We start from the raw sequence: 21,637 nt of genomic DNA on the forward strand, positions 1-21,637 counted from the left end.
TCTCGTCGGCGCGGTCGCGGGCGCGCGGGGCGGTGCCGCTGCGGTCGGGCGACGGCGCGGCAGCATTGCCTTCAGCGGCGGCCGGCATCGACGCCGTGCCGGCGCCCTGGCTGCCGACCACCTCCATCGCGCTGGCGTCGTTGCCCAGCGGCACGCCGCCGGCGGCGTTGAGGTCGGCGCCCGCGTCATTGTTGGCGGTCGTGTCGGAGCCGCAGGCGGAGAGCAGGAGGAGCCCGGCCGCGGCGCCCGCGAACAGCAGTCTCTTCATCGGCTTGGCTCCCATCTTGCCCTTGAAATCTCGCGTCGCCTTACCGCCGCTTGCCCCAACGAGAAAGGGCTGCCGGTTGCCCGACAGCCCTTTCGAAACATTCGCTGAAAAGCGAAAGCTTACATGCCGTTGGTCGACACGTTGCCCGACACGTTGCCGGTCGTGGTGTTGACCGAGATGTTGCCCGACATGTTCGCGTCCATCGTGGTGTTCGCGTCCATGGTGGTGCCCATGGTGTTCATGTCGCCCATGTTGCCCATGGTGTCGGTGGTGTTGTACTCGCCACCCATGGTGTTGGCGGCGGTGTTGTTGGTGGCCGTCTCGCCGCAGGCGGTGACGAGCAGAGCCGCACCAGCGATCATGGACGCCTTGATGATGATGTCACGCATTCGAATTGCTCCCTAGATAGAAGATTTGGTCGGGTTGGCCCGTTTCTGCCCAAATCGGTTTGCACACTTATACGGAAAGGAAACCGCTCTCAAGCCCGCTCGTTACGCGGCGAGCATGCCGAGAAAAGCGGCAAAATTGTTCCTGAGCGCCAGGTCCAGCTTCCCCCCCTTGCTCGCGAGCCCGACGTCTTCGAGGCTCGTGACCGGAAATTCGGAAATACCGCAGGGGACGATCCCTGAGAAGTCGGAAAGTTTCGGGGCCACATTGATCGCGAAGCCGTGGGTGGTCACCCAGCGCCGAACGCGCACGCCGATCGCGCCGATCTTGGCCTCGCGTCCCTGCGCGTCGGTCGTCCAGATGCCGATTCGCTCCGGCACCGCCCACGCCTCGACTCCGACGTCGGCGAGCGAAGCGATCAGCCAGGTCTCGAGCGAATGGACGAAGCGGCGCACGTCGCGGCCGCGCCTGTCGAGGTCGAGCAGGACATAGCCGACGCGCTGGCCGGGGCCGTGATAGGTGTAGCGGCCGCCGCGGCCGGCGTCGTAGACCGGGAAGCCCTGCGGGTTGAACAGCTCGGCCGGGTCGGCGCTCGTCCCCGCGGTGAACAAGGGCGGGTGCTCGAGCAGCCAGACGAGCTCGCGCGCGGTCCCGGCGCGGATCGCCGCGCTGCGCGCGTCCATCTCGGCGAGGGCGTCCGGATAGGGCACCAGCCCGTCCGTCAGCCACCACTCGACATTCTCGGCAACATCCATGGTCACGCCGCGCCCCGTGCCGAAAAAGCGCGTCCGCTCCAAGCCTTTCTTGCCAGCCGTTCGCAGGCGCGGCAAAGCCGGGCCATGAACGCATCGACCAAGACCGACTTCTCCTTCAGCCGCGTGTGGGACGACACGCTGAAGATGCTGGGCGCCAATGCGGGGCTGCTGACCGCGATCGCGGGCGTGTTCCTGTTCCTGCCCGCTGTCCTGGTCGCGCATTTCGTGCCGCCGCCGGAAGGCGGCACGACCCCGGCCGAGATGATCGAGCTGATGGTCGCCTGGTGGCAGGGCAATGCCCACTGGATGCTGCTGTCGGCGGTGGTCAACATGGTCGGCCTCATCGCCATCTACCTGCTGCTGCTCGCCGAGCCGCGCATGACGGTGGGCGGCGCGGTGGCCGCGGCGCTGCCGATCCTGCCTTTCTACCTGCTGCTGACCGTGGTTCTGAACCTGACTCTGGCGATCGGCTTCCTGCTCTTCGTCATCCCCTTCATCTACCTGCTCGGCCGCCTGTCGCTGGCCAGCCCGGTGCTGGTCGCGGAGAAAAGGCGGGCGCCCTTCGCGGCGCTCGAGCGGTCGTGGGCGCTGAGCCGCGGCCTCGGCTGGCAGATCGCGCTGCTCGTCCTGCTCGTCTACATCGCCGCTTTGATCATCAACGTCGCGGTGAGCTCGGCGCTTGGCATCGTTATCGTGCTTCTGCTCGGCAACGAAGGCGTCGGCGGGCTTCTTCTCGCCATCGTCGGGGCGATCCTGAGCGCCGCCACCACCCTGGTGGCGACGGTTCTGCTCGCCGCCATCTACCGAGCGCTGACGACTTCGCGCCCGGACCTCGCCAAGCGCTTCAGCTAAGCTCGACCAGCGGCACCTGCGGGGCGCAGTCGCTCGGCAGCAGGCCGGCGAGGCGCGGGTCGGGGAAGCTCTCGAACGCGCGCGACACCGCGGTGAAGCCGGCGCTGAGATAGGCCGGCATCGCCGCGGGATGGTCGAGCGAGCAGGTGTAGAGCTCGACCTGGTCGACCCCGTCGCGCCACGCCAGCGCCAGCGCCGCGCCGACCAGCCAGCGGCCGTGGCCGCGCCCGGTCAGCTCCGGAACCAGCCCGAGGAAGCGGATCCGGCAGGCGCCGGGCCCCCGCTCCAGCTCGATCATGCCGACCTCGCCGCTGCCGGAGTCGCGAACGACATGGACCTCGCCGATCGCCGCGCGAAGCTCGGCATCGCTCATCACCAGCCGCGAATACCACAGCCAGCGCGCGCCGATCCGGCGGAACAGCGCCCGGTAGCGGTCCAGGTCGGGCTCCGCCCAGGGCTCGATTCGCAGCTCGGAGGCGGGCAGCGGGCCCGGCGTGGGGCGCCGCGCCATCCTCAGCGCGGTCACCACCGTGCCGACATGGCCGGGCGGGAGCGATTGGACGGTCACCGCCGCTCCCGCTTCAGCTCCACGTCGCCTCGGGCGGAAGGCTCATCAATATGGCGTCGACATTGCCGCCGGTCTTGAGGCCGAACAGGGTGCCGCGGTCGTAGATCAGGTTGAACTCGGCGTAGCGGCCGCGCCATTCGAGCTGGCGCTGCTTGTCCTGCGGCGTGAACTTGGCGCCCATGCGTCGCCGCACCAGGCGCGGATAGACGTCGAGGAACGCCTCGCCGACGTCGCGGGTGAAGGCGAAATTCTCCTCGAAGGTCGCGCCTTCGCCCGGCCCCACGCATTCGAGATGGTCGTAGAAGATCCCCCCGACGCCGCGGTGAACGCCGCGGTGGGGGATGTAGAAATAGTCGTCGGCCCAGCGCTTGAACCGCTCATAATAGGTCTGGTCGTGGCCGGCGCAGGCGGCGCGCAGCCGCGCGTGGAAATCGGCCGTGTCATCCTCATAGGGGATCGGCGGGTTGAGGTCCGCGCCGCCGCCGAACCAGCGCCGCGTCGTCACCAGGAAGCGGGTGTTCATGTGTACCGCCGGCACGTGCGGATTGGCCATGTGAGCGACCAGGCTGATCCCGGTGGCGAAGAAGCGCGGGTCGTCCTCGGCGCCGTGGATGGTGCGCGCGAACTCCTCGCTGAAGCGGCCGCCGACGGTCGACACGTTGACCCCGACCTTCTCGAACACATTGCCCTTCATCACGCCGCGGACTCCGCCGCCGCCGGGCGCTCCGTCGGGATCGAGCCGGTCCCATTCGACGAACTCGAAGCGGGCGTCGCTTCCGGCCTCGCGCTCGATCGCCTCGAACTCGGCGCAGATCCGGTCGCGCAGCGATTCGAACCAGTCGCGCGCCGCCTGCTGCTGGTCGTCGAGGGCCAGCGGGCTGTCCTGCTCGATCGTGTCGCTCATCCGGGCCATCCTTGTTTGCCGCAACGCCTCGACGAGCGCGATGCCTCCCGCGACGGCGATATTCAAGGACCGGGTGGGGAAAGCCCCGCCCGCTTTCCTATTCGTTCTTTCTATGTTCTACACTCGGCGATGAACAGGGAATACGAGCCGCGCCGCATCGGCGATTCCGCCAGGGCGGCGTTCCTCGCCGCCCTGCGGCGCGGCGCTCGGCGCGAGGATGCCGCGGCCGAGGCCGGCTTCAGCCTGATGGGCTTCTACGGCGCGCGCCGCCGCGATCCCGTCTTCGCCGCCGCCTGGACCGAGGCGCTCGCTTCGTCCCCCGCCGCCGACCGGCGAACGCGCGCTTATTCGGAGCGCGGGGAGGTCCGCCTCGCTTCGGCCAACCGCCGCCTCTGCCAGCGCCGCCGCCGCCACGTCCGCTTCGACGCGGAGCGCCAGGCGGCGTTCCTCACCGCCTTCGCCGCGACCTGCGACACCAAGGCGGCGGCCGCTTCCGTCGGAGTCTCGCATTCCACGGTCCACCTCCATCGCCGCACCGACCGCGCCTTCGCCGCGGCCTATCGCGAGGCGCTCGCCGAAGGCTATGTCCGGCTCGAGGCCGAGGCGGTCCGCCTCGCTCTCGCCGCGCAGCGCCGGTTCCGCGCCGCGGTCGAGGCGGCCGACGACGGGGAGGGGGTGGCGGGCGCCCGCTGCCCAACCTGCGGCCGAAGCGCCGACCGCGACGCCGAATTCCACCATGTCATGAAGCTCCTCGCCCGCTGGGACCGCAGGCCCCGCCGAGTCGACAGCCGCTTCGCCCCCGGCGGCCGCCGCCAGCGCTGGACCTTCGAGGAGGCGATGACCCTGCTCGACAAGCGCATGCGCGCCCTCGGCCTGCGAAGCACGCCGGCGGAGGGGGAGTAGGGCGGACATCGGTGAAACGGGCTCGGAACGGTTACCCTGCGGGTGTCGAACCGCACTCGAGGACGCTGACAACCCCGTTCCAGTGTATCTGCGCCGTCTCGCTGCGGCGGCTGACCATGATGGAGAGCGTGGAGGTCTCCGCTTCATTGGCCGGGCCCTCCCGCTGCATCAGGCTTTGCAGGAATCGCACCCCCGAGCGCTCGTGGTCGAAGTCGATCCGGCCTTCCCAGCACGCCGAATATGCGCACAGGGAGAGTGAGGCGCCGACGCGTGTGAGCCGCATGGGGGTGAAGTTATCCGTCTCCACAAGGCAGGAAGTGCCGTCGCATTGGATTTCCGCAGCCTTGTTGGTGCAGGAGAAGTCTTGCCCCCAAGCAGGCATGGGCGCCGCCAGAAGCGCCAGGAATGTGGCAGCCGCCATTCTCACACACGGAGTAGAACCGAAGGAGCACCATTGCGCAAGCGTGGCGAATGTCCGCTTTCGACCCATTGCGGACATTGCTGGAGACTGTCAGGCACGCATGGCACTCGCGAACAGGAGCAGCGCTTAGTAATGGGGCCAGATGAATCGGTATTACGAAACCCGGATCAGACACGCTAAGCGCATTACGATCGCGGTAGCCGCTCTGTCGGTTTGGGCAATCACAAGCGCACTGCTTGATCGCTACGTTGGGATCAGCGTCGGCTTTTCTGCCGATGCGATTGATGAAGCCTTGATCGTTCTCGCCGGGACCTTGCTCACGTACTTTTTCGTCCGAACTATCATCAAGGTGACCGCCGCGTTCTTTCCTTGGTAGCGAGGGGCGCTTCGGCTTGTCTGCTTTCGACCCATTGCGGACATTGCGCATCGGCCCTTAGGACTGTTGCATGAAGAAACGGCATGGCTTGGCGCGGGCAGTCCTGCCCATGGCTCAGCAAGAGCTTGAAGCCTTGTCCATTGGCGCCCTACTTGCCCGGTTGCAGCGTTTGCGTTGGTGTGAGGACAGCCGAGCGGAAAGCGATCTCTCCGACGAAGAAGTCCGCTCCGCGGCAGGCTCGATCCTCTTCAAGGAAGATGCGGCCTGGCGAGCCGCCTATACAGATCTGAAGGAAGTGCTGGCTAACCGCGAGCATCTCGAAAACAAGCCGTAACGTGCCGAGTGACCAAATGTCCGCTTTCCACCCCAAGCGGACATTCCGGGCGGGCGCCCGCGAGATCCAGGCGAACCCTCGTTAAGGGTGGAAAGCGGACGCTATGCCGAGCGCTGTGGCGCCGCGAGCTGTGCAAAAAGTCCTAGCACATACCTCTTGTAGATTGGCACGACCGCCTCTGCGAACCAGCCGTCCTCCACAGGCACGACGTAGCGTGCGGTGGCTGCCCGAAGGAATTCTTCGATGTCGGGGAAAAATCGTAGCCGCCCGACTTCAAGTGCATCTTGATAGCGCGTGCAAGAGTCGGCGGGTAGGTAGAACTCGTTGCACCAAACGTCATAGAACTCACAAACGATAGCAATTGCGCTGCCGGCGCGGAGTAGGTCTATGTCTATATAGTAGGCTTTTGGGTCCCTCTCGGCGTCTATGAATTTCAGGGGGTCGAAGCGCACGTTCATATTTACCGCATGGCCGAACCCGCCATAGTCAGTCGTCATTTCGTAATACATCAGGAGGATGTCTCGAAGGGCATCGAGTGCCTCCGCGTGATTGTCGTTCGTAATCTGGTGCATCACGCGAAAGTAACGAGGTCTCCAATGTCCGCAATGGGTCGAAAGCGGACATAGCCAAGCTGGCTGAGCGAACGTTCGGATTCAGCCCAGCGAGTGCGGCCCAGAGCCGAGATGGGCGCAACGCGCCGTTCAGGCAGCGGAGATCGAACCCTGATCGCCGGGCCACCCGCCGGTCTGCCTGATCGCCTCGGCCAGTGCGATCCCCGCCGCGACCGCGATGTTGAGCGAGCGCGTTCCCGCGGCCTGGGGGATTCGCACCCGCAACGCGGCGGCCGCATGGACCAGCTCGGAAACCCCCGAGCTCTCCGAGCCCATCAGCAGGATGTCGCCCGCCCCGAACCGGGCTTTGGGCAGCGGAGTCGCGCCCTTCGTCGTCAACAGCACGATGCGAGCGCCGGCGCGCGCCGCCGCGAACGCATCCCAGTCCGCATGGCGGGTGACCTGGGCGATCTCGGCATAGTCCATTCCGGCGCGCCTCAGCGCCTTGTCGCTCCACGGGAAGCCGCACGGCTCGATGATGTCGACCGGCACTCCGAGGCAGGCGGCGAGGCGAAGGATGGTGCCGACATTGCCGGCCTGGTCGGGCTGATAGAGGGCGAGGCGCATGGGCAGGCCTTATCCTCCCCGGCATTTGCCGGGGAGGGGGACCATGCGCAGCATGGTGGAGGGGCGCCGCCTCAGGCGGCGTTCTTCTCCGTCGAGAATTCCACGCCTCCGGCGCGGCCCCTCCACCGGCTTCACCGGTCCCCTCCCCGCGAAAACGCGGGGAGGATAAGTTGCAGCGGCGATTGCCGTGCTGCCCAGTCTGTGTTTCCTGGGGGCAGGGCAGGGGAGGAAGGGGAGCCATGGCCAGGAAAGCCGATGAACGGCCCGCGGACTCAGCCAGGGCTCGACGGATCGTCTTCCTGATGATCGGCGCGCCGTTCATGATCGCCGCCCTGGTCTGGTACGTCTGGGCCGCCTGGACCGAAGGCGCGGCGCGGGACTGGCCAACGACGGCCGGCCAGGTGGTGGAAACCAGCGTCGCGACGGTGTCGGGCCGCACCACCGCCTATGCGCCGGTCGTCCGCTACCGCTTCGAGGTCAACGGGACGATCTACCGCAACAGCAAGATCCTGCTGACCGACCACCCCAATTTCGACGCGGCGAGCGAGGCGGAGGCCTATGCCGCGGCCTATCCGGTCGGAAGCCAGGTCAGCGTCCATTACGATCCCGCCAACCCGCAGCGGGCCGCCTTGTCCGTGACGAGCGATCGCACGGCCATCTATATCCTCGCGGCGGTCGGTCTCCTGATCGCCTGCCTCGGGCTGATCCCGCAACGGTGGGCGCGCCAGTGGGGATTGTGACGGGCGCGCTTCGTCATCCCTTCGGTCAAAATCCATGTTGGCAAAGCGCCGCGCTCGCGGCTATCAGGCCGGCGAGCCGCAGGGTTGCGGCCTTGTTCGCGTGGCGTCGCTCCCACCGGAAGTTCCGGCATGGGGGCGGTTTCGTGCATCCAGTACAAACTCCCTTCTGGGGTGGGCGCTGAAGGTAGAATATGGCGACTCTCGATAAGACCGGACCCGGGCCGGAGGACGCGCCGCATGACGGCGTTCGGCGGCGGGACTTCATCAACGTCGCGGCGGTGAGCTTCGCAGGCGCCGGCGCGGTGGCGGTTCTCTACCCGTTGATCAACCAGATGAACCCGTCCGCGGACGTGCTCGCGCTCGCGTCGATCGACGTCGACGTGTCGGGCATCGAGGCCGGCCAGGCGGTCAAGACCGAGTGGCGCAAGCAGCCGGTGTTCATCCGTCACCTCACCCCGGCCGAGATCCAGGCGGCCAACGCCGTCGACCCCGGCTCGCTTCGCGACCCGCAGACGCTCGCCGAGCGAACCTCGGAAGGTCGCCCTCAGTGGCTGATCACGATGGGCGTGTGCACCCACTTGGGCTGCGTGCCGCTCGGCGCCGCGGAAGGCGAGAACAAGGGCGAGTATGGCGGCTATTTCTGCCCCTGCCACGGCTCGCACTACGACACCGCGGGCCGAATCCGCAAAGGTCCGGCCCCGATCAATCTCGAGGTGCCGGAATATGAATTCACTTCCGATACCGCCGTCCGGATCGGCTGAGGGAGACCAGTAAGATGAGCTTCCCCTGGGCACAGCATTACGAGCCCAAGCACCCCGTCATGAAGTGGCTCGACGAGCGTCTGCCGCTTCCGCGCCTCATCCACGGCGCCGTCGGCCCGGGCTATCCGGTTCCGAGCAACCTCAACTATTTCTGGAACTTCGGCGTTCTCGCCGGGGTCGCGCTGGCGATCCAGATCGTCACCGGAATCATCCTGGCGATGCACTATCGTGCCGACGCCGCGATCGCGTTCCAGTCGGTCGAGCACATCATGCGCAACGTGAACCAGGGGTGGTTCCTGCGCTATGCCCACGCCAACGGCGCGAGCTTCTTCTTCATCGCCATCTACGTCCACATGGGACGCAATCTCTATTACGGCTCCTACAAGGCGCCGCGCGAGATGGTGTTCATGCTCGGCCTGGTCATCTTCCTTCTGGCGATGGCGACCGCGTTCATGGGCTACGTCCTTCCGTGGGGCCAGATGAGCTTCTGGGGCGCCAAGGTCATCACCGGCCTGTTCGGAGCGATCCCGCTGGTCGGCGAGCCTCTGCAGATCTGGCTGCTCGGCGGCTACGCGCCCGACACGGCGTCGCTGAACCGCTTCTTCTCGCTCCACTATCTGCTGCCGTTCGTGATCTTCGGCGTGGTCATCCTGCACATCTGGGCGCTTCACATCCCGGGATCGGGCAACCCGACCGGCGTGGACGTCAAGGCTCCGCAGGACACGGTGCCGTTCCACCCCTATTACACCGCCAAGGACGGCTTCGGCCTCGGCGTGTTCCTGGTGATCTTCTCGATCATGGTGTTCTTCCTGCCGAACTATCTCGGCCACCCGGACAACTACATCCAGGCGAACCCGCTCTCGACTCCGGCGCACATCACTCCGGAATGGTATTTCTGGCCGTTCTACGCGATCCTTCGCGCCTTCACGGTGGACTTCATCCTGCCCGCCAAGCTGTGGGGCGTGATCGCGATGTTCGCGTCGATCCTGGTCATGTTCTTCCTGCCCTGGCTCGACACGTCGCCGACCCGCTCGGCCAATTACCGCCCGCTGTTCCGGATCTTCTTCTTCATCTGGCTCGCGGTTGTGGTGGTGCTCGGCTATTGCGGCGGCCTGCCGGCGGAGGAGCCCTATGTGCTCATCAGCCAGCTCGCCACGATGTACTATTTCGCCTTCTTCCTGATCATCATCCCCATCCTCGCCAAGGTCGAACGGACCAAGCCGCTGCCGAACTCCATCTCGGAGAGCGTGCTCCATGGCGAAGCTCAGGAAGCCTCACCCGCGGGGATGCCGACCGGGTCCAAGCCCGGGGCCGGCGACGCCCAGCCGCAGCCTGCCGAATAAGGGAAAGCACCCATGGCACGTCTCATCGCCATCCTGATCGGCCTCGGCTTCGTCTTCGTCGCCGGAGTCTCGTTCATCACCGGCCTGTTCACCTGGTTCACGGCCGAGGAAGGAGCGAGCAGCCACGCCGCCTACGAGCATCCGCGGTCGATCGGCTTCACCTTCAACGGCCCGTTCGGCAGCTATGACGAACGCCAGCTGCAGCGCGGCTTCCAGGTCTACAAGGAAGTCTGCGCGGGCTGTCACAGCCTGAACCTGGTCGCGTTCCGCAACCTCGCCGAGCTCGGCTACAGCGAGGCGGAGGTCCGCGCGATCGCCGACCAGTGGCCGATCCAGGTCCCCTCGGTGAACCCCGACACCGGCGAGGCGGCGACCCGCAAGGCCGTGCCGGCCGACCGTTTCCCGAGCCCCTATGCCAACGAGACGGCGGCGCGCGCGGCCAACAACAACTCCAACCCGCCCGACCTGTCGCTGATGGCGAAGGCGCGTCCCGACGGCGCCGCTTATATCGCCTCGCTGCTCACCGGCTATCGCGAGGCGCCGCACGGCCATGAGACCCCGGAGGGGCTTCACTACAACGCCTACTTCCCGAACCTCGACATCGCGATGCCGGCGCCGATCACCGCGGACGGCCAGGTCAGCTATGCCGACGGCACCCAGGCGACCCGCGACCAGATGGCGCAGGACGTCGCGGCCTTCCTGATGTGGACCGCCGAGCCGAACCTCGAGAAGCGCCACCAGATGGGCCTCGCGGTGGTGATCTTCCTGCTGTTCGCGACGGTTCTGGCCTATTTCGCTTACCGCAACGTCTGGGCCGACCGGAAGGTCAAGAAGGGCAAGACGTCGGTCGCGGTCTGACCAGTCCATCGCAGTCAAAAACGGGGACCTCGGCCACGTGCCGGGGTCCCTTTTTTGTCTCAAATGTCCTGCTTTGAGGCGCGCGTTCACCGGCGGTTCATTCCGCAAGGGAAACCTTCAACCCGTTGGTTTACCAACGGTTAACACCGACGCTTGCCCACTTTGGTGGGGCGGGCGGGCGTCTCTCTCCAGGGGAGACTTACCGATGGCTCGACGTCGCGTCCTGACGCTGCTCCTGCCGCTGTCCCTGCTCGGGCTGGCGGGCTGCTCCGATTATTATGGTGACGGCTATGGCTACGGCTATGGCGGCGTGTCCGTCGGTTACGGCCGGCCCTATTATGGCGGCTATTACGGCAACCCCTATGGCGGGGGCTATGGTGGCTATGGCGGCTATTATGGCGACCCCTATTGGGGCTGGTATGACGGCTTCTATTATCCCGGCACCGGCTTCTACATCTACGACCAGTGGCGCCGGCCGCACCGCTGGAACGACAACCACCGCCGCTTCTGGGAGGGCCGCCGCGACCGCTGGCGCGGCGACCGCCGCGACTGGCGCGACAATTGGAACGATTTCCGGCGCGAGCGGCGCGACGACCGCCGCGAGTTCCGGCGCGACCGGCGCGAGCTGCGCCGCGACTTCCGTGACGGCGACCTGACGCGCGAGCAGTTCCGCGACCGGCGCCGCGACCTCAGGCGCGACTATCGCCAGGATCGCCGCGAGGATCGCCGCGAGCGGCGCAGGCGGGACCGGCGGAATTGAGGCGTTCCTCCCCGAGAGTGCTCGGGGAGGACGTTAGTTCGGGCGCCGCGCGACGAGCACGATCGAGGTGAAGCGGGCGACCGGTTCGTCATGCTGGTTGAACACGGTGACGTTCGACGTGAACGAGCCGAATTCCGGGCGGCTGTTCGACGGCCGCACCTCAATGATCTCTGTCTCGACCGACAGGGTGTCGCCCGGGAAGACAGGCTTTAGCCAGCGAAGCTCGTCGACCCCCGGCGAGCCGAGGCCGGCAAAGGGATCGCGGCGTCCTTCCTCGACGAGCATCGACATGGTCATCGCGCAGGTGTGCCAGCCGCTCGCGGCGAGCCGGCCGAAATGGGTCTTGGCCGCTGCCTCGTCGGACAGGTGGAAAGGCTGCGGATCGTAGCTCGTCGCGAACGCGATCACCTCCTCGCGGGTCACTTGGTAGGCGCCGAAGCGCTTCTTCTCGCCGACCTTCAGGTCTTCCCAGAACTTCATACCATTCACCCCTGAACCAAATCCGGCCGGCCGTGCGGCACGGTCCAGCTCGCCCGCTTGCTGATCGCGCCGTCCGGCGTTCGGACCCGGTCGAGGACCATGAAGTCGGCGCTCACCCTCTCGGCATTGACGTCCATCACCGCATAGCCGCGCTGGTCGTTGACCCATTTCAGCTGCGGGTTGTTGGCGAGGATGGTGTCGCTTCCGCGGCGCAAATCCTGGCCGTCGCCGCCGCTCGAGGCCGAGGTGACGACGAGCTCCGCGGCCACCGGCCGGTCGCGGTCGTCGAGGAGCAGGCCCGCCCAATTCTGGTGCTCGTCGCCGGTCAGCACGACGACATTGTCGAGCCCGCGCATGCGCGCGAGCAGCCGCTGGCGCGGCACTTCATAGCCGGCCCAGCTGTCGAGGTTGATGACCTTGGACGGCGCCTCGTCCGGCGTGCGGCGGCGGTCCAGAGACATCATCATCACCTGCTGGGCGATGACGTTCCAGCGGGTGTCGCGGCTGGCGAGGTTGCGGCCGAGCCACGCTTCCTGCTCGGCGCCGAGCACCTGCGCATTCGGCGCGTTCACCTCGAGGCAGGCCGGCTTGAAGCCGTCGTCGCACGGCTGGTCGGTGCGGAACTGGCGGGTGTCGAGAAGGTCGATCTCGGCGAGATTGCCCCATTTCAGCGAGCGGTGGAGCGCCATCGCGCCGCCGCGCGGAAGCGACGAGCGGCGCACCGGCATATGCTCGTACCAGGCCTGGAAGGCGTGGGCGCGCTTCAGAGCGAAGACCTCCGGCGGCACGTCCTCCTCGGATAGGTCGCCAACCCAGTTGTTCTGAACCTCATGATCGTCGAGCGCCATCAGGAAGGGATGGGCGGCATGAGCGCGCTGCAGGTCGGCATCCATCTTGTACTGGGCGTAGCGCTGCCGATAGTCGGTGATGTTGTAGAGGTCGCGGCGGCCGGAATGGAGGCGGACCGGCTCGAACAGGTCGCCGCTGCGGTTCACCCGCGGGAAGTCGCCGCCATATTCGTAGATATAGTCGCCATAGTGATAGACGAAGGCGACGTCCTCGCGCGCGAGGTGTCGGAAGGCAGTGAAATAGCCGTCCTCATAATGCTGGCAGCCGGCGACCCCAAAACGCAGCGAGGCGGGCGTGGCGCCGGCCGCGGGCAGGGTGCGCGCGCGGCCGCGCAGCGAGCGCTCGCCGAGGATCTCGAAGCGGTACCAATAGGGCCGGTCGGGCTGCAGGCCGGTGACCTCGACATGGACCGAGTGGGCGAGCTCGGGCCGCGCCAGCGCCTCGCCGCGCGCGACGACCTCGCGGAAGCGGTCGTCCGAAGCCACCTCCCATTTCACCGGCGCGTTGCCGATGCCCATGCCGCCGTCGGATGCCATCGGCTCGGGCGCGAGCCGGGTCCAGATGACGAAGCCGTCGGGCGCCGGGTCGCCCGAGGCGACGCCGAGGCTGAACGGATAGGTGCGCCACAGCGACTGGGCCTTGAGGATGGCAGGCGCGGCGAACAGGCTCGCGGCGCTGCCGGCGACGAAATGGCGGCGGCTGATCATGCCAGCGGGTCTAGAGGGCGACGCGGACGGATTGAAGACGCATTCGCCCGTGCTTGTCGCGCGTGCCGCAGGTGCCTAGTCTTCATCGTTCATTGCGGAGGGGAGCGATGAGGAAAGCATTGATCGGCGCGCTGGCCCTGGCGAGCGCGGGATGCTCGGCGGGCAGCGATATCGCGACGGTCGAACGCGAGGTCGAGCGCTTCCACGAAATGGCTGCCGACCGGGAAGTCGACCGCCTGTACGACCAGTCCACCGACGAGTTCAAACGCGCCGCGACGCCGGAGCAGTTTCGTGCGCTCCTGGACGTGATCGACGAGCGCCTCGGCGACGTGCGGCGGACCAACCGCCAGGGATGGCACGTCAACTATACGAATGCCGGCACGGTCGTCACGCTCACTTACGACACCCAGTTCGAGCGGGGGCGGGGGACGGAGCGGTTCGTTTATCGGGTCGACGACGGTGTCGCACGATTGCTCGGCTTTCACGTCAATTCCGACGCGCTGAACGCGCGTCCAGCGGGCCGCGAGGAACGGGAGGACGCCGACGCCGATGCCGATGGCAGCGTCAGGATCGTCCGTCCTCCGGCCGAATAGGATCGTGCCGCGGCGGGGCGTCGGCTGCCCCGGCTGTGCCGCGTTGGAACGGCACGGAGGCCTCGTTAACCATTTGATCCCGCAGGATTCCGTCATGGCCCGCTTCTTGCCTGCATAGACCCTCGACGAGTCGAAGCGCGATCTCCCGCGCAGACATTCGCCTGCGGCTTCCCGCCATGTCGTGGGGGTTGGGCACCGCGATCCAGGGGCCGGGCGCCGCGTAGAGTGCGCCCGGCTCCTTCCTTTTTGGCCCTATGCGCGGCATTGCGTCGACCATGATCAGGATCGACATCGACGGACCCACCGCCTGGCTTCGGCTCGACCGGGCGCAGGCCCGCAATGCGCTCACCATGGACGCCTTCGAGGAGATGGCGCGGCGGCTGGACTCGCTCGCCGGCTCCGATGCGCGGCTGCTGATCGTCGCCGGCGAGGGCAGCCATTTCTGCGCGGGCGCCGACCTCGCCGAATTCGCCGAGCTTCAGGCGAGCGAGGCGGCGCGGCGCCGCTTCCGCACCGCCATCCGCGCCGCTCTGGACGGCTTCGCGCGCCTGCCGATCCCGGTGCTGGCTTATGTCGAGGGCGCCTGCTTCGGCGCCGGCGTTGCACTCGCCATGGCGGCCGACATCCGCTTCGCCGCTCCGGACGCGCGCTTCGCGATCACGCCCGCCAAGATCGGCATCGGCTATCCCCAGGAGGACGTGCATCGGCTGGTCGCGCTGGTCGGCCCCGGCCATGCGGCGCGGCTGCTCTACACCGGCATGGCGATCGAGGCCGAGGAGGCGCTTCGGATCGGTCTCGTCGAGACGATCGGCGGGCCGCAGGAGCTGCTCGCTTCGATGGACGCCTTGCTCGCGTGCGACCCCGGAAGCATCGCCATGCTCAAGCGCGGAATCGGCCTCGCCGCCGCCGGCGTGCGCAGCGACGACGAGCAGGACCGCGCGTTCGAGGACCTGCTCCATTCGCCGGCGGCGGTGGAGCTGTTGTCCCGCGCCCGCGCCGCCCGGCGCTTGCCACCCTCGGAAGCTTGATCCACAAGCCGGCCGATGCGCGCAGCCCTGTTCCTCACGCTCCTCGTGCCGCTCGCCGCCTGCCAGCCGGCGGACCCGCAGAATGCGACGCTCGAGGCGGACGGCCGTATCGACTGCCGGATCGGCAATGACGACCAGTATCAGCGTTTCTGCTCGGTCGAGCGCGAGCGCACCGATCAGGGCCTACTGCTCACCGTGCGCAAGCCGGACGGCGGCTTCCGGCGCCTGATCGCCACCCGCGACGGCCGCGGCGTCGTCGCCGCCGACGGCGCCGAGCCGGCCGAGGTCACCATCATCGGCGAGAATTTGATCGAGGTCGCCATCGCCGGCGACCATTTCCGGCTGCCCGCGCAGGTCGGGCCGGTCCCCCAGGATTCCAGCTCGGCGGCATCCGCCGCAGGCCAGTGACCCGCTTCATCCTGACCGCCGACGAGATGCGCGCCGCCGAGGCCGCAGCGATCGCCGCCGGCACCCCTGCCTACACGCTGATGGAACGTGCCGGGGCAGGGGCGGCGGAGGCGATCTGGCGCTTCGCCGGGCCGATGCCGGCGCTCGTCCTGTGCGGGCCCGGCAACAATGGCGGCGACGGCTATGTCATTGCTCGGCTGTTGCGCGCGCGCGGGCTCCAGGTGACCGTGGCGGCGCTGGCCGAGCCGAGGAGCGACGACGCCCACACCGCTCGAGCGGCGTGGGATGGACCGGTCGTGGCGCTCGCCGACGCGCACCCGGCGCCGCTGCTGATCGACGCCCTGTTCGGGACCGGCCTGACGCGCGGCCTGGACGCCGAGGTCCACGGCGCCCTGACCCGCCTCGCGAGCGCGGCGCAGATTCGCGCGGCGATCGACCTGCCGAGCGGCGTCGCGACCGACGACGGCAGGGTCCTGTCGCCGGTGCCGGACTGCGAGCTCACCGTGACGTTCGGGGCAATGAAGCCTTCCCATCTGCTCCAGCCGGCGGCGCGGCACATGGGGCGCGTCGTCGTCGCCGACATCGGCATCGAGGCGGCGAGCCGGCTGATCGAGGTCGCGCGCCCGCGCCTGCGCAGCCCAGGCCCGGACGACCACAAATATACCCGTGGGCTGGTGACGATCATCGCCGGCGCGATGCCGGGCGCTTCGATTCTGGCGGCGACGGCGGCGGCTCGGGCAGGGGCGGGGGCGGTGCGGCTGCAGGCGGAAACGGTGGTGCCCGGCGTGCCCGCTGCGATCGTCCAGAACGGCAAAGGCCCGCTCGACCGGCTCGACGACCCGCGCATCGGCGCTCTGCTCGCCGGCTGCGGCCTTCCAGCCGACAAAGGGGGACGGCGGCTGCTCGACGCCGCGCTCGCCACCGGGCGGCCGCTGGTGCTCGATGCGGGGGCCCTGCAGATTCTCGCCGACGGCGGGCTGGAGCGGCTCGCCGACCAGCCTCGCCGGCCGATCCTGACTCCCCATGACGGCGAGTTCGCCAAGCTGTTCGGCGAAGGCGCCGGGAGCAAGGTCGAGCGCGCCCGAGCCGCGGCGGCGGCGATCGACGCCGTGGTGGTCTACAAGGGCGCCGACACCGTGATCGCCCACCCCGACGGCCGCGCCGCGATCTGCCGCGACATGTCGAACTGGCTGGCCAGCGCCGGCACCGGCGACGTCCTCGCCGGCATCATCGCCGCGGTGCGCGCCGCCGGGCTTCCGGCGTTCGAAGCCGCCCAGGCCGGCGTCTGGCTCCAGGGCCGTGCCGCCGAGCTCGCCGGGCCGGCCTTCATCGCCGACGATCTCGTCGCTCACTTGCGTCAGTCCTATTCCGAATGCGTTTGAGCTGCCGATGAGCGAGAAGATTGTCCGACTGGCCGCGCGCGGCGATGGAGTGACCGAGAACGGGCGCTTCGTGCCGTTCGCAGCACCGGGGGATCTCGTCGACGACGCCGGCGCTGTCACACCCGGCCCGCATCACGCGACCCCGCCGTGCCGCCATTTCCCCGAGTGCGGCGGCTGCCAGCTGCAGCATGTCGATGACGCGGCCTTTGCCGTGTTCATCCAGGACCGCGTCGCCTCCGCCCTCGCGGCGCAGGGGCTGGCCGCGGCGGACATCCGTGCGCCACACATCTCGCCGCCGAACAGCCGGCGCCGTGCCGCGCTCAAGGTCGAGCGGCGCGGTGAGACGGTGCTTCTCGGCTTCCACCAGGAAGCGAGCCACCGCATCATCGACATGCGCGAATGCCATATCCTGAGGCCGGAATTGTTCGCGCTGGTGGCGCCGCTGCGCGGCCTGCTTCGCCGACTGCTCGGGCCGCGCTCGAGCGGCGGCGTGCGCCTGGCGCTGACGGACCAGGGCGCGGACGTTCTGGTCGAGGGCGGCCGTGCCGACACGCTGGATGCCAGCGAGGCGGTCACCGCCTTCGCCCAACAGCATGGGCTTGCCCGTCTCAGCCTCGACGACGGCTACGGCCCCCAAACTTTATGGGAGCCGGACCCGGTCACGGTGACGCTGAGCGGCATCGCCGTGCCGCTGCCGCACGGCGCCTTCCTTCAGGCGACCGCGGACGGAGAGGCGGCGCTGGTCGCCGGGGTCCAAGCGGCGGTCGGTGATGCGGCGATGGTCGCCGACCTGTTTGCCGGTCTCGGCACGTTCGCCTTGGCGCTCCCGGGCCGGGTCTATGTCGCCGAGGGCGCGCGCGGCGGCGCCGCTTCACTGAAGGCTGCGGCCAACCGCGCCCAGCGCCAGGTTTTCGTCGATCACCGCGACCTGTTCCGGCGGCCGCTCACCACGGCCGAGCTCGACCGCTTCGACGCGATCGTCCTCGATCCGCCGCGCGCCGGGGCCAAAGAACAGGTCGAGCAGCTCGCCGCTGCGAAGGTCGGCCGGGTCGCCTATGCGAGCTGCAACCCCGCGACCTTCGCCCGCGACGCCAAAGCGCTCGTGGAGGGCGGCTTCCGGCTCGACTGGGTGCAACCGGTCGGCCAGTTCCGCTGGTCGACCCATGTCGAGCTGGTCGCGGGGTTCAGCCGCTAGCCGTTGGAGGCAAGCTCGGCATGCTCGTCGGGGGCCATGGTGCGCCCGATCGCCAGCGCCTGCTCCGCCGAGGCGAAAGACGCATCAACGATATGGACGCGCGTGCCGAGGCCGGTCGCGCCGAACAACGTCCGCGCGAACGCCATCGGAAGGCGGACGCAGCCGTGCGAGGCCGGGGTGCCGGGGATCTGGCCGGCATGGAGCGCGATTCCGTCCCAGGTCAGCCGCTGCATGAACGGCATCGGCGCGTTGTCGTAGAGGTTGGAGAAGTGGGTGCGCCGCTTCTGGAGGATGGTGAAGGTGCCGGTCGGCGTGTCGTGCCCGGGCATGCCGGTGGACACGGTCGAGGCCCCGATCAGCTGGCCGCCGCGATAGACGTAGGCGAGCTGCATCGGGATCGACACGACGATCTCGATCGGACCCTCCGGAGCTCCTGCCGGATTCCACACGTACTCGCCGGGATCGAGCGAAGTCGACCTTTGCTCGATCCCGGCGGAATCCATGGCATAAGCGGAAGAAATGGGCGCGGCGGCAAGCAAAAGAGCAATACCCGTCCCGCGCGCCAGGCGGTAAGCCGAACGCAACATTGTGGTTTATCCTGTCCCTGTCAGGCCGGACTCGAGCGAGTGGCCGCGACATCGCGCCGTGCTCTTGCCCTTCCTGGGTTTTGACCGATAAACGCACTTGACAGAAATTTGTGCCGCGCCTGCCGCGACTTATGAGCGAGTCGTGCCCGCGGTCAGCAGCGCCGCCCCAATCCGCCCGGGTCCGCGTTGCGGCCACTGTCGCTGTCGGAGCAGGTCCTGCGCCCGCGACCGCGACCGATCGGGTCGGCGAAGCGCCCGGTGTCGCTGTCGGTGACCCCGCCGCGTCCGTGGCCGGGAGGATCGGCGTTGCGACCGCGATCATTGTCGGTCACTCCCCCGCGGCGGCCGCGCCCGCCATTGGCCGGATCGGCATAGCGCCCCCTATCGCTGTCGGTGACGCCGGTGTAGCGCCCGCGGCCGTTGCCTGCCGGGTCGGTCGGGTCGCGGTCGGTGACGCCGTTCTGCCCGCGACCGCCGCGTCCCTGGCCGACCGGATCGGACGGGTCGTTGTCGGTGCGACCGCTTTGCCCCCAGCCGCCGCGGCCGTTGCCCGACGGGTCGGTGGGGTCGTTGTCGGTGACTCCGCTGCGGCCCCAGCTGCCGCGTCCCTGGCCGACCGGATCGGTAGGATCGTTGTCGGTGGCGCCGCCGCGTCCCTGTCCGGCGGGATCGTAGGGATCGCTGTCGCTGACCTGGGCGGCGTGGGCCGAGCCGGAGGCGAAGGCCGCCGCGCCGGCGCCGGCGACGGTGGCGAGGAACGAACGACGGCTGACCTTGCGACGCGGCTTCATCTGCGCGACTCCCTTCCCATCCGTACGCGAGCGTAACGAATGTTGCGACAAGCGAACATGAACGAAGGTGACAGGATATGTACAGAATGGGACCGACGCTCGAGACCGAGCGCCTGCTGCTCCGCCCGACCGCGGCGGAGGATCTCGATGGCTGGGCCGAGCTGATGGGCGATCCCGAAACCGCGCGCTTCATCGGAGGCGTCCAGCCGCGCGCCGCCTGCTGGCGCGGCATGATGGCGATGGCCGGGTCCTGGGCCTGCTACGGCTTCGCGATGTTCTCGGTGATCGAGAAGGACAGCGGCCGCTGGATCGGCCGCATCGGGCCGTGGACGCCCGAGGGCTGGCCCGGAACCGAGGTCGGCTGGGGGCTGATCAAGGCGGCGAGCGGCAAGGGCTATGCCTATGAGGCTGCCGTCGCGAGCATCGACTGGGCGTTCGACCATCTCGGCTGGAGCGAGGTCATCCACTCCATCGATCCGGACAACGCGCCCTCGATCCGTCTCGCCGAGCGGCTCGGTTCCGTCCATCGCGGCCCCGGCAAGCTCCCCGCGCCGTTCGAACATTATCCGGTCGAGATCTGGGGCCAGAGCCGGGAGCAGTGGCAGGCGCGCTGATAGACATCGTCCGCCCGACCGTCAGATCGACTCTTCGCGACTCACGCTTCGATCGTCACGCGGCCCGGATCGCCGATGAAGTCGCGCATGATGTCGACCGTGACCTCATAGTGGCGCTCGTCGCCGTCGTTGCCGACATGGACCGCGCCGATCTTCTCGAAGAAGCGCCAGGCCCTCTCGTTGGCCTGGCGCGTGAAGAAGCGGCCGCCGACCAGGTTCGAGTGCAACGCGAAACCATAGACGAGCACGGCGACCTCAACCGCGGTTCCGGGCGGCGCGTCGGTGGCGACGATCAGCGAATGGGCGCCGAAGCGCGCGTCGTCCTCGACGACCAGGCGGATCGCGCCGAGCGGCGCGCCCTGGGGATCCTCGATGACATAGTAGCTTCGGTTGGGCCGGGTCGAGTCCGCCTTCATCCAGGCGACCTGGGCGTCGAGGTCCGGACCGGTCGGCGCGAGATGCCGGTTGCGCTCCGGGTCGAGGCGCAGCGACAGGATGAAGGCGGCGTCGTCGGTGGTTGCGGCGCGCAGGCGCAGGCGATCGGTCGCGATCAGGCGCGGGAGTCGTGAGGCTGTCGTCATGCGCGTCCCGTCAGCTGCTTCTGGAGCGCGAGGAAGCGCTGGCCGAACAGGCGCGGCAACATCCAGCGAAGCTGTGCCGGCGAGCGCGCCCAGCGCAAGGCGCCGAGCCGCCGCGCCGGGCTCAAGCGGGACCAGCCGGCGCGCGCCTCGTGGAACGCCGCATCGGCGCGCAGCCGGCGCAGGTCGACCCGGATGGGCCGGCCATGACCGGGGTCGCAATGCCGCCCGTTCGTCGCGGCGTCCTCGGCGTGGCGAAGGAGCCGCGCCGCCCGCGCGGAATGGCGCTCGATCGCGTATTCGGCGGCGGCCAGGGTCGCGGCGGCGGCGACGGGGTTGCTGAGCGCCTTGTCGTGGAGGCGATAGCGGACGAGCGGCTCGTCGAGATATTCGAAGCGCGCACCGCGCAGACCCAGCATCAGCCCGAAGAACATGTCCTCGCTCATCACATCGAAATCCGGCGGCGCCAAGGCTTCCAGGGCGCGCCGGTCATAGGCCGCGGCCGCGCCGTGGACATGGAAGGCGTGGCTGTCGGGGAAATAGCGCGCGACGTCATGCACCATGTCGCGCCGGCCGCGCGTGGCCAGGACCCGCCCGTCGGAGTCGATGGTCTCGCTTGCGGAGCACAGGATGGCGGCGCCGGTCGAGCGCCAGCGCGCGGCGAGCCGCGACACCCGGTCGGGGCGGGAGACGTCGTCGCCCGAGGCGCCGACGATCAGCCCGCCCGAGCTTCGCGCCAGCGCGTCATAGACGTGGCCGAGCACGCCGCCCGGCGCGTCGCTGCGGTTGAGGATGACCCGATGCGGCCCCGAATATCCCGCCACGAGTTCCTCGAGGATGGCCAGTGTCCCGTCGCTCGAACCATGGTCGCTGAAGACCAGTTCGAGGTTCGGATAATCCTGGGCGAACGCCGAGCGCGCCGCTTCGGCGACGTAAAGCTGCTGATTGAAGGTCAGCAGGATCAGGCTGACCCGCGGCAGCTCGGCTCCATCCATAGGTGCCCAGCAGTAGGGAAGG

Annotated in this window: 29 protein-coding genes; 15 read left to right on the forward strand and 14 right to left on the reverse strand. The window is 68.4% G+C overall.

Features of this window, described 5'->3' with window-relative positions; all coding sequences use genetic code 11:
* From G7B71_RS00005 to lipB, 3 genes are all read right to left on the reverse strand, one after another.
* The coding region (locus G7B71_RS00005) for a hypothetical protein (RefSeq protein ID WP_207774674.1) at positions 1-268 on the reverse strand (268 nt) is incomplete at its 3' end.
* A gap of 119 nt (positions 269-387) precedes the next feature.
* Positions 388-657, reverse strand: coding sequence for a hypothetical protein (locus tag G7B71_RS00010; RefSeq protein WP_166036590.1), 270 nt, complete (start codon positions 655-657; stop codon positions 388-390).
* A gap of 102 nt (positions 658-759) precedes the next feature.
* Positions 760-1,410: a lipoyl(octanoyl) transferase LipB gene (gene lipB / locus G7B71_RS00015; protein ID WP_166037011.1), complete on the reverse strand. Its 651-nt coding sequence runs from the start codon at positions 1,408-1,410 to the stop codon at positions 760-762.
* An 84-nt stretch (positions 1,411-1,494) separates the two neighbouring features.
* On the opposite strand from lipB, the gene G7B71_RS00020 reads away from it, so the two are divergent.
* On the forward strand, positions 1,495-2,262 hold the full coding sequence (locus tag G7B71_RS00020) for a hypothetical protein (RefSeq protein ID WP_166036592.1): 768 nt from the start codon (positions 1,495-1,497) through the stop codon (positions 2,260-2,262).
* Here the strand turns inward: G7B71_RS00020 and G7B71_RS00025 are convergent.
* Both G7B71_RS00025 and hemF read right to left on the reverse strand, forming a co-directional pair.
* Positions 2,255-2,830: a GNAT family N-acetyltransferase gene (locus tag G7B71_RS00025; RefSeq protein ID WP_243406021.1), complete on the reverse strand. Its 576-nt coding sequence runs from the start codon at positions 2,828-2,830 to the stop codon at positions 2,255-2,257. The two genes, G7B71_RS00020 and G7B71_RS00025, sit on opposite strands and share 8 nt — an antisense overlap.
* Before the next feature lie 13 nt (positions 2,831-2,843).
* Entirely contained in the window at positions 2,844-3,734 is an 891-nt protein-coding gene (hemF, locus tag G7B71_RS00030) for an oxygen-dependent coproporphyrinogen oxidase (RefSeq protein WP_166036594.1), read from the reverse strand.
* 129 nt (positions 3,735-3,863) lie between these two features.
* Here hemF and G7B71_RS00035 point away from each other — a divergent pair, with 129 nt between their 5' ends.
* Positions 3,864-4,637 (forward strand): hypothetical protein, encoded by a 774-nt coding sequence (locus G7B71_RS00035; RefSeq protein ID WP_166036596.1) that lies wholly within the window; start codon positions 3,864-3,866, stop codon positions 4,635-4,637.
* Between the two features lie 31 nt (positions 4,638-4,668).
* Here the strand turns inward: G7B71_RS00035 and G7B71_RS00040 are convergent, their stop codons facing one another.
* A complete protein-coding gene (locus tag G7B71_RS00040; protein WP_166036598.1) occupies positions 4,669-5,058 on the reverse strand; it encodes a hypothetical protein in 390 nt (129 codons plus the stop codon).
* A gap of 142 nt (positions 5,059-5,200) precedes the next feature.
* On the opposite strand from G7B71_RS00040, the gene G7B71_RS00045 reads away from it, so the two are divergent.
* Both G7B71_RS00045 and G7B71_RS00050 read left to right on the forward strand, forming a co-directional pair.
* On the forward strand, positions 5,201-5,434 hold the full coding sequence (locus G7B71_RS00045; RefSeq protein ID WP_166036599.1) for a hypothetical protein: 234 nt from the start codon (positions 5,201-5,203) through the stop codon (positions 5,432-5,434).
* A gap of 70 nt (positions 5,435-5,504) precedes the next feature.
* Positions 5,505-5,768 (forward strand): hypothetical protein, encoded by a 264-nt coding sequence (locus G7B71_RS00050; RefSeq protein WP_166036601.1) that lies wholly within the window; start codon positions 5,505-5,507, stop codon positions 5,766-5,768.
* A gap of 101 nt (positions 5,769-5,869) precedes the next feature.
* On the opposite strand, the gene G7B71_RS00055 is transcribed toward G7B71_RS00050, so the two are convergent.
* Entirely contained in the window at positions 5,870-6,265 is a 396-nt protein-coding gene (locus tag G7B71_RS00055; RefSeq protein WP_166036603.1) for a hypothetical protein, read from the reverse strand.
* Positions 6,266-6,469: 204 nt separating this feature from the next.
* On the reverse strand, positions 6,470-6,946 hold the full coding sequence (locus G7B71_RS00060) for a tRNA (cytidine(34)-2'-O)-methyltransferase (protein WP_166036605.1): 477 nt from the start codon (positions 6,944-6,946) through the stop codon (positions 6,470-6,472).
* Between the two features lie 239 nt (positions 6,947-7,185).
* On the opposite strand from G7B71_RS00060, the gene G7B71_RS00065 reads away from it, so the two are divergent.
* From G7B71_RS00065 to G7B71_RS00085, 5 genes are all read left to right on the forward strand, one after another.
* On the forward strand, positions 7,186-7,686 hold the full coding sequence (locus G7B71_RS00065) for a DUF3592 domain-containing protein (RefSeq protein WP_166036607.1): 501 nt from the start codon (positions 7,186-7,188) through the stop codon (positions 7,684-7,686).
* 191 nt (positions 7,687-7,877) lie between these two features.
* Positions 7,878-8,447 carry a ubiquinol-cytochrome c reductase iron-sulfur subunit gene (gene petA, locus G7B71_RS00070; RefSeq protein ID WP_166036609.1) on the forward strand — a complete coding sequence of 190 codons (570 nt, stop codon included), beginning with the start codon at positions 7,878-7,880 and terminating at the stop codon, positions 8,445-8,447.
* A gap of 14 nt (positions 8,448-8,461) precedes the next feature.
* Complete coding sequence (locus tag G7B71_RS00075) at positions 8,462-9,790, forward strand: cytochrome b/b6 (protein WP_166036611.1); 1,329 nt, start codon at positions 8,462-8,464, stop codon at positions 9,788-9,790.
* A gap of 12 nt (positions 9,791-9,802) precedes the next feature.
* Entirely contained in the window at positions 9,803-10,648 is an 846-nt protein-coding gene (locus tag G7B71_RS00080) for a cytochrome c1 (RefSeq protein WP_166036613.1), read from the forward strand.
* Positions 10,649-10,853: 205 nt separating this feature from the next.
* Positions 10,854-11,408 (forward strand): hypothetical protein, encoded by a 555-nt coding sequence (locus G7B71_RS00085; protein WP_207774675.1) that lies wholly within the window; start codon positions 10,854-10,856, stop codon positions 11,406-11,408.
* Positions 11,409-11,441: 33 nt separating this feature from the next.
* Here G7B71_RS00085 and G7B71_RS00090 read toward each other — a convergent pair whose 3' ends face one another.
* Positions 11,442-11,888 carry a MaoC family dehydratase gene (locus tag G7B71_RS00090; RefSeq protein WP_166036615.1) on the reverse strand — a complete coding sequence of 149 codons (447 nt, stop codon included), beginning with the start codon at positions 11,886-11,888 and terminating at the stop codon, positions 11,442-11,444.
* A 5-nt stretch (positions 11,889-11,893) separates the two neighbouring features.
* On the reverse strand, positions 11,894-13,444 hold the full coding sequence (locus G7B71_RS00095) for an alkaline phosphatase D family protein (protein ID WP_166036617.1): 1,551 nt from the start codon (positions 13,442-13,444) through the stop codon (positions 11,894-11,896).
* Positions 13,445-13,563: 119 nt separating this feature from the next.
* Between G7B71_RS00095 and G7B71_RS00100 the strand changes: the two genes are divergently transcribed.
* From G7B71_RS00100 to G7B71_RS00120, 5 genes are all read left to right on the forward strand, one after another.
* A complete protein-coding gene (locus tag G7B71_RS00100; RefSeq protein WP_166036619.1) occupies positions 13,564-14,037 on the forward strand; it encodes a hypothetical protein in 474 nt (157 codons plus the stop codon).
* A 275-nt stretch (positions 14,038-14,312) separates the two neighbouring features.
* Positions 14,313-15,065, forward strand: coding sequence for an enoyl-CoA hydratase/isomerase family protein (locus tag G7B71_RS00105; RefSeq protein ID WP_166036621.1), 753 nt, complete (start codon positions 14,313-14,315; stop codon positions 15,063-15,065).
* Positions 15,066-15,080: 15 nt separating this feature from the next.
* A complete protein-coding gene (locus tag G7B71_RS00110) occupies positions 15,081-15,473 on the forward strand; it encodes a hypothetical protein (RefSeq protein ID WP_166036623.1) in 393 nt (130 codons plus the stop codon).
* Positions 15,470-16,855: an NAD(P)H-hydrate dehydratase gene (locus tag G7B71_RS00115; RefSeq protein WP_279338384.1), complete on the forward strand. Its 1,386-nt coding sequence runs from the start codon at positions 15,470-15,472 to the stop codon at positions 16,853-16,855. Before G7B71_RS00110 ends, G7B71_RS00115 begins: the two co-directional genes overlap by 4 nt.
* A 7-nt stretch (positions 16,856-16,862) precedes the next feature.
* Positions 16,863-18,050: a class I SAM-dependent RNA methyltransferase gene (locus tag G7B71_RS00120; RefSeq protein ID WP_166036625.1), complete on the forward strand. Its 1,188-nt coding sequence runs from the start codon at positions 16,863-16,865 to the stop codon at positions 18,048-18,050.
* Here the strand turns inward: G7B71_RS00120 and G7B71_RS00125 are convergent.
* Positions 18,047-18,637, reverse strand: coding sequence for a L,D-transpeptidase family protein (locus G7B71_RS00125; RefSeq protein ID WP_166036626.1), 591 nt, complete (start codon positions 18,635-18,637; stop codon positions 18,047-18,049). The genes G7B71_RS00120 and G7B71_RS00125 overlap by 4 nt on opposite strands.
* 152 nt (positions 18,638-18,789) lie before the next feature.
* On the reverse strand, positions 18,790-19,428 hold the full coding sequence (locus G7B71_RS00130; protein ID WP_166036628.1) for a twin-arginine translocation signal domain-containing protein: 639 nt from the start codon (positions 19,426-19,428) through the stop codon (positions 18,790-18,792).
* A gap of 77 nt (positions 19,429-19,505) precedes the next feature.
* Here G7B71_RS00130 and G7B71_RS00135 point away from each other — a divergent pair, with 77 nt between their 5' ends.
* Positions 19,506-20,042, forward strand: coding sequence for a GNAT family N-acetyltransferase (locus G7B71_RS00135; protein WP_166036630.1), 537 nt, complete (start codon positions 19,506-19,508; stop codon positions 20,040-20,042).
* A 41-nt stretch (positions 20,043-20,083) separates the two neighbouring features.
* Here the strand turns inward: G7B71_RS00135 and G7B71_RS00140 are convergent, their stop codons facing one another.
* Both G7B71_RS00140 and G7B71_RS00145 read right to left on the reverse strand, forming a co-directional pair.
* Positions 20,084-20,623 (reverse strand): GNAT family N-acetyltransferase, encoded by a 540-nt coding sequence (locus G7B71_RS00140; protein ID WP_166036632.1) that lies wholly within the window; start codon positions 20,621-20,623, stop codon positions 20,084-20,086.
* Positions 20,620-21,615, reverse strand: a complete 996-nt coding sequence (locus G7B71_RS00145; RefSeq protein ID WP_166036635.1) for a glycosyltransferase — start codon at positions 21,613-21,615, stop codon at positions 20,620-20,622. The genes G7B71_RS00140 and G7B71_RS00145 overlap by 4 nt, the downstream gene beginning before the upstream one ends.
* Positions 21,616-21,637 lie beyond the last annotated feature (22 nt).

This window comes from Sphingosinicella sp. YJ22, from assembly GCF_011320075.1.
Taxonomy (GTDB): Bacteria; Pseudomonadota; Alphaproteobacteria; order Sphingomonadales; family Sphingomonadaceae; genus Allosphingosinicella.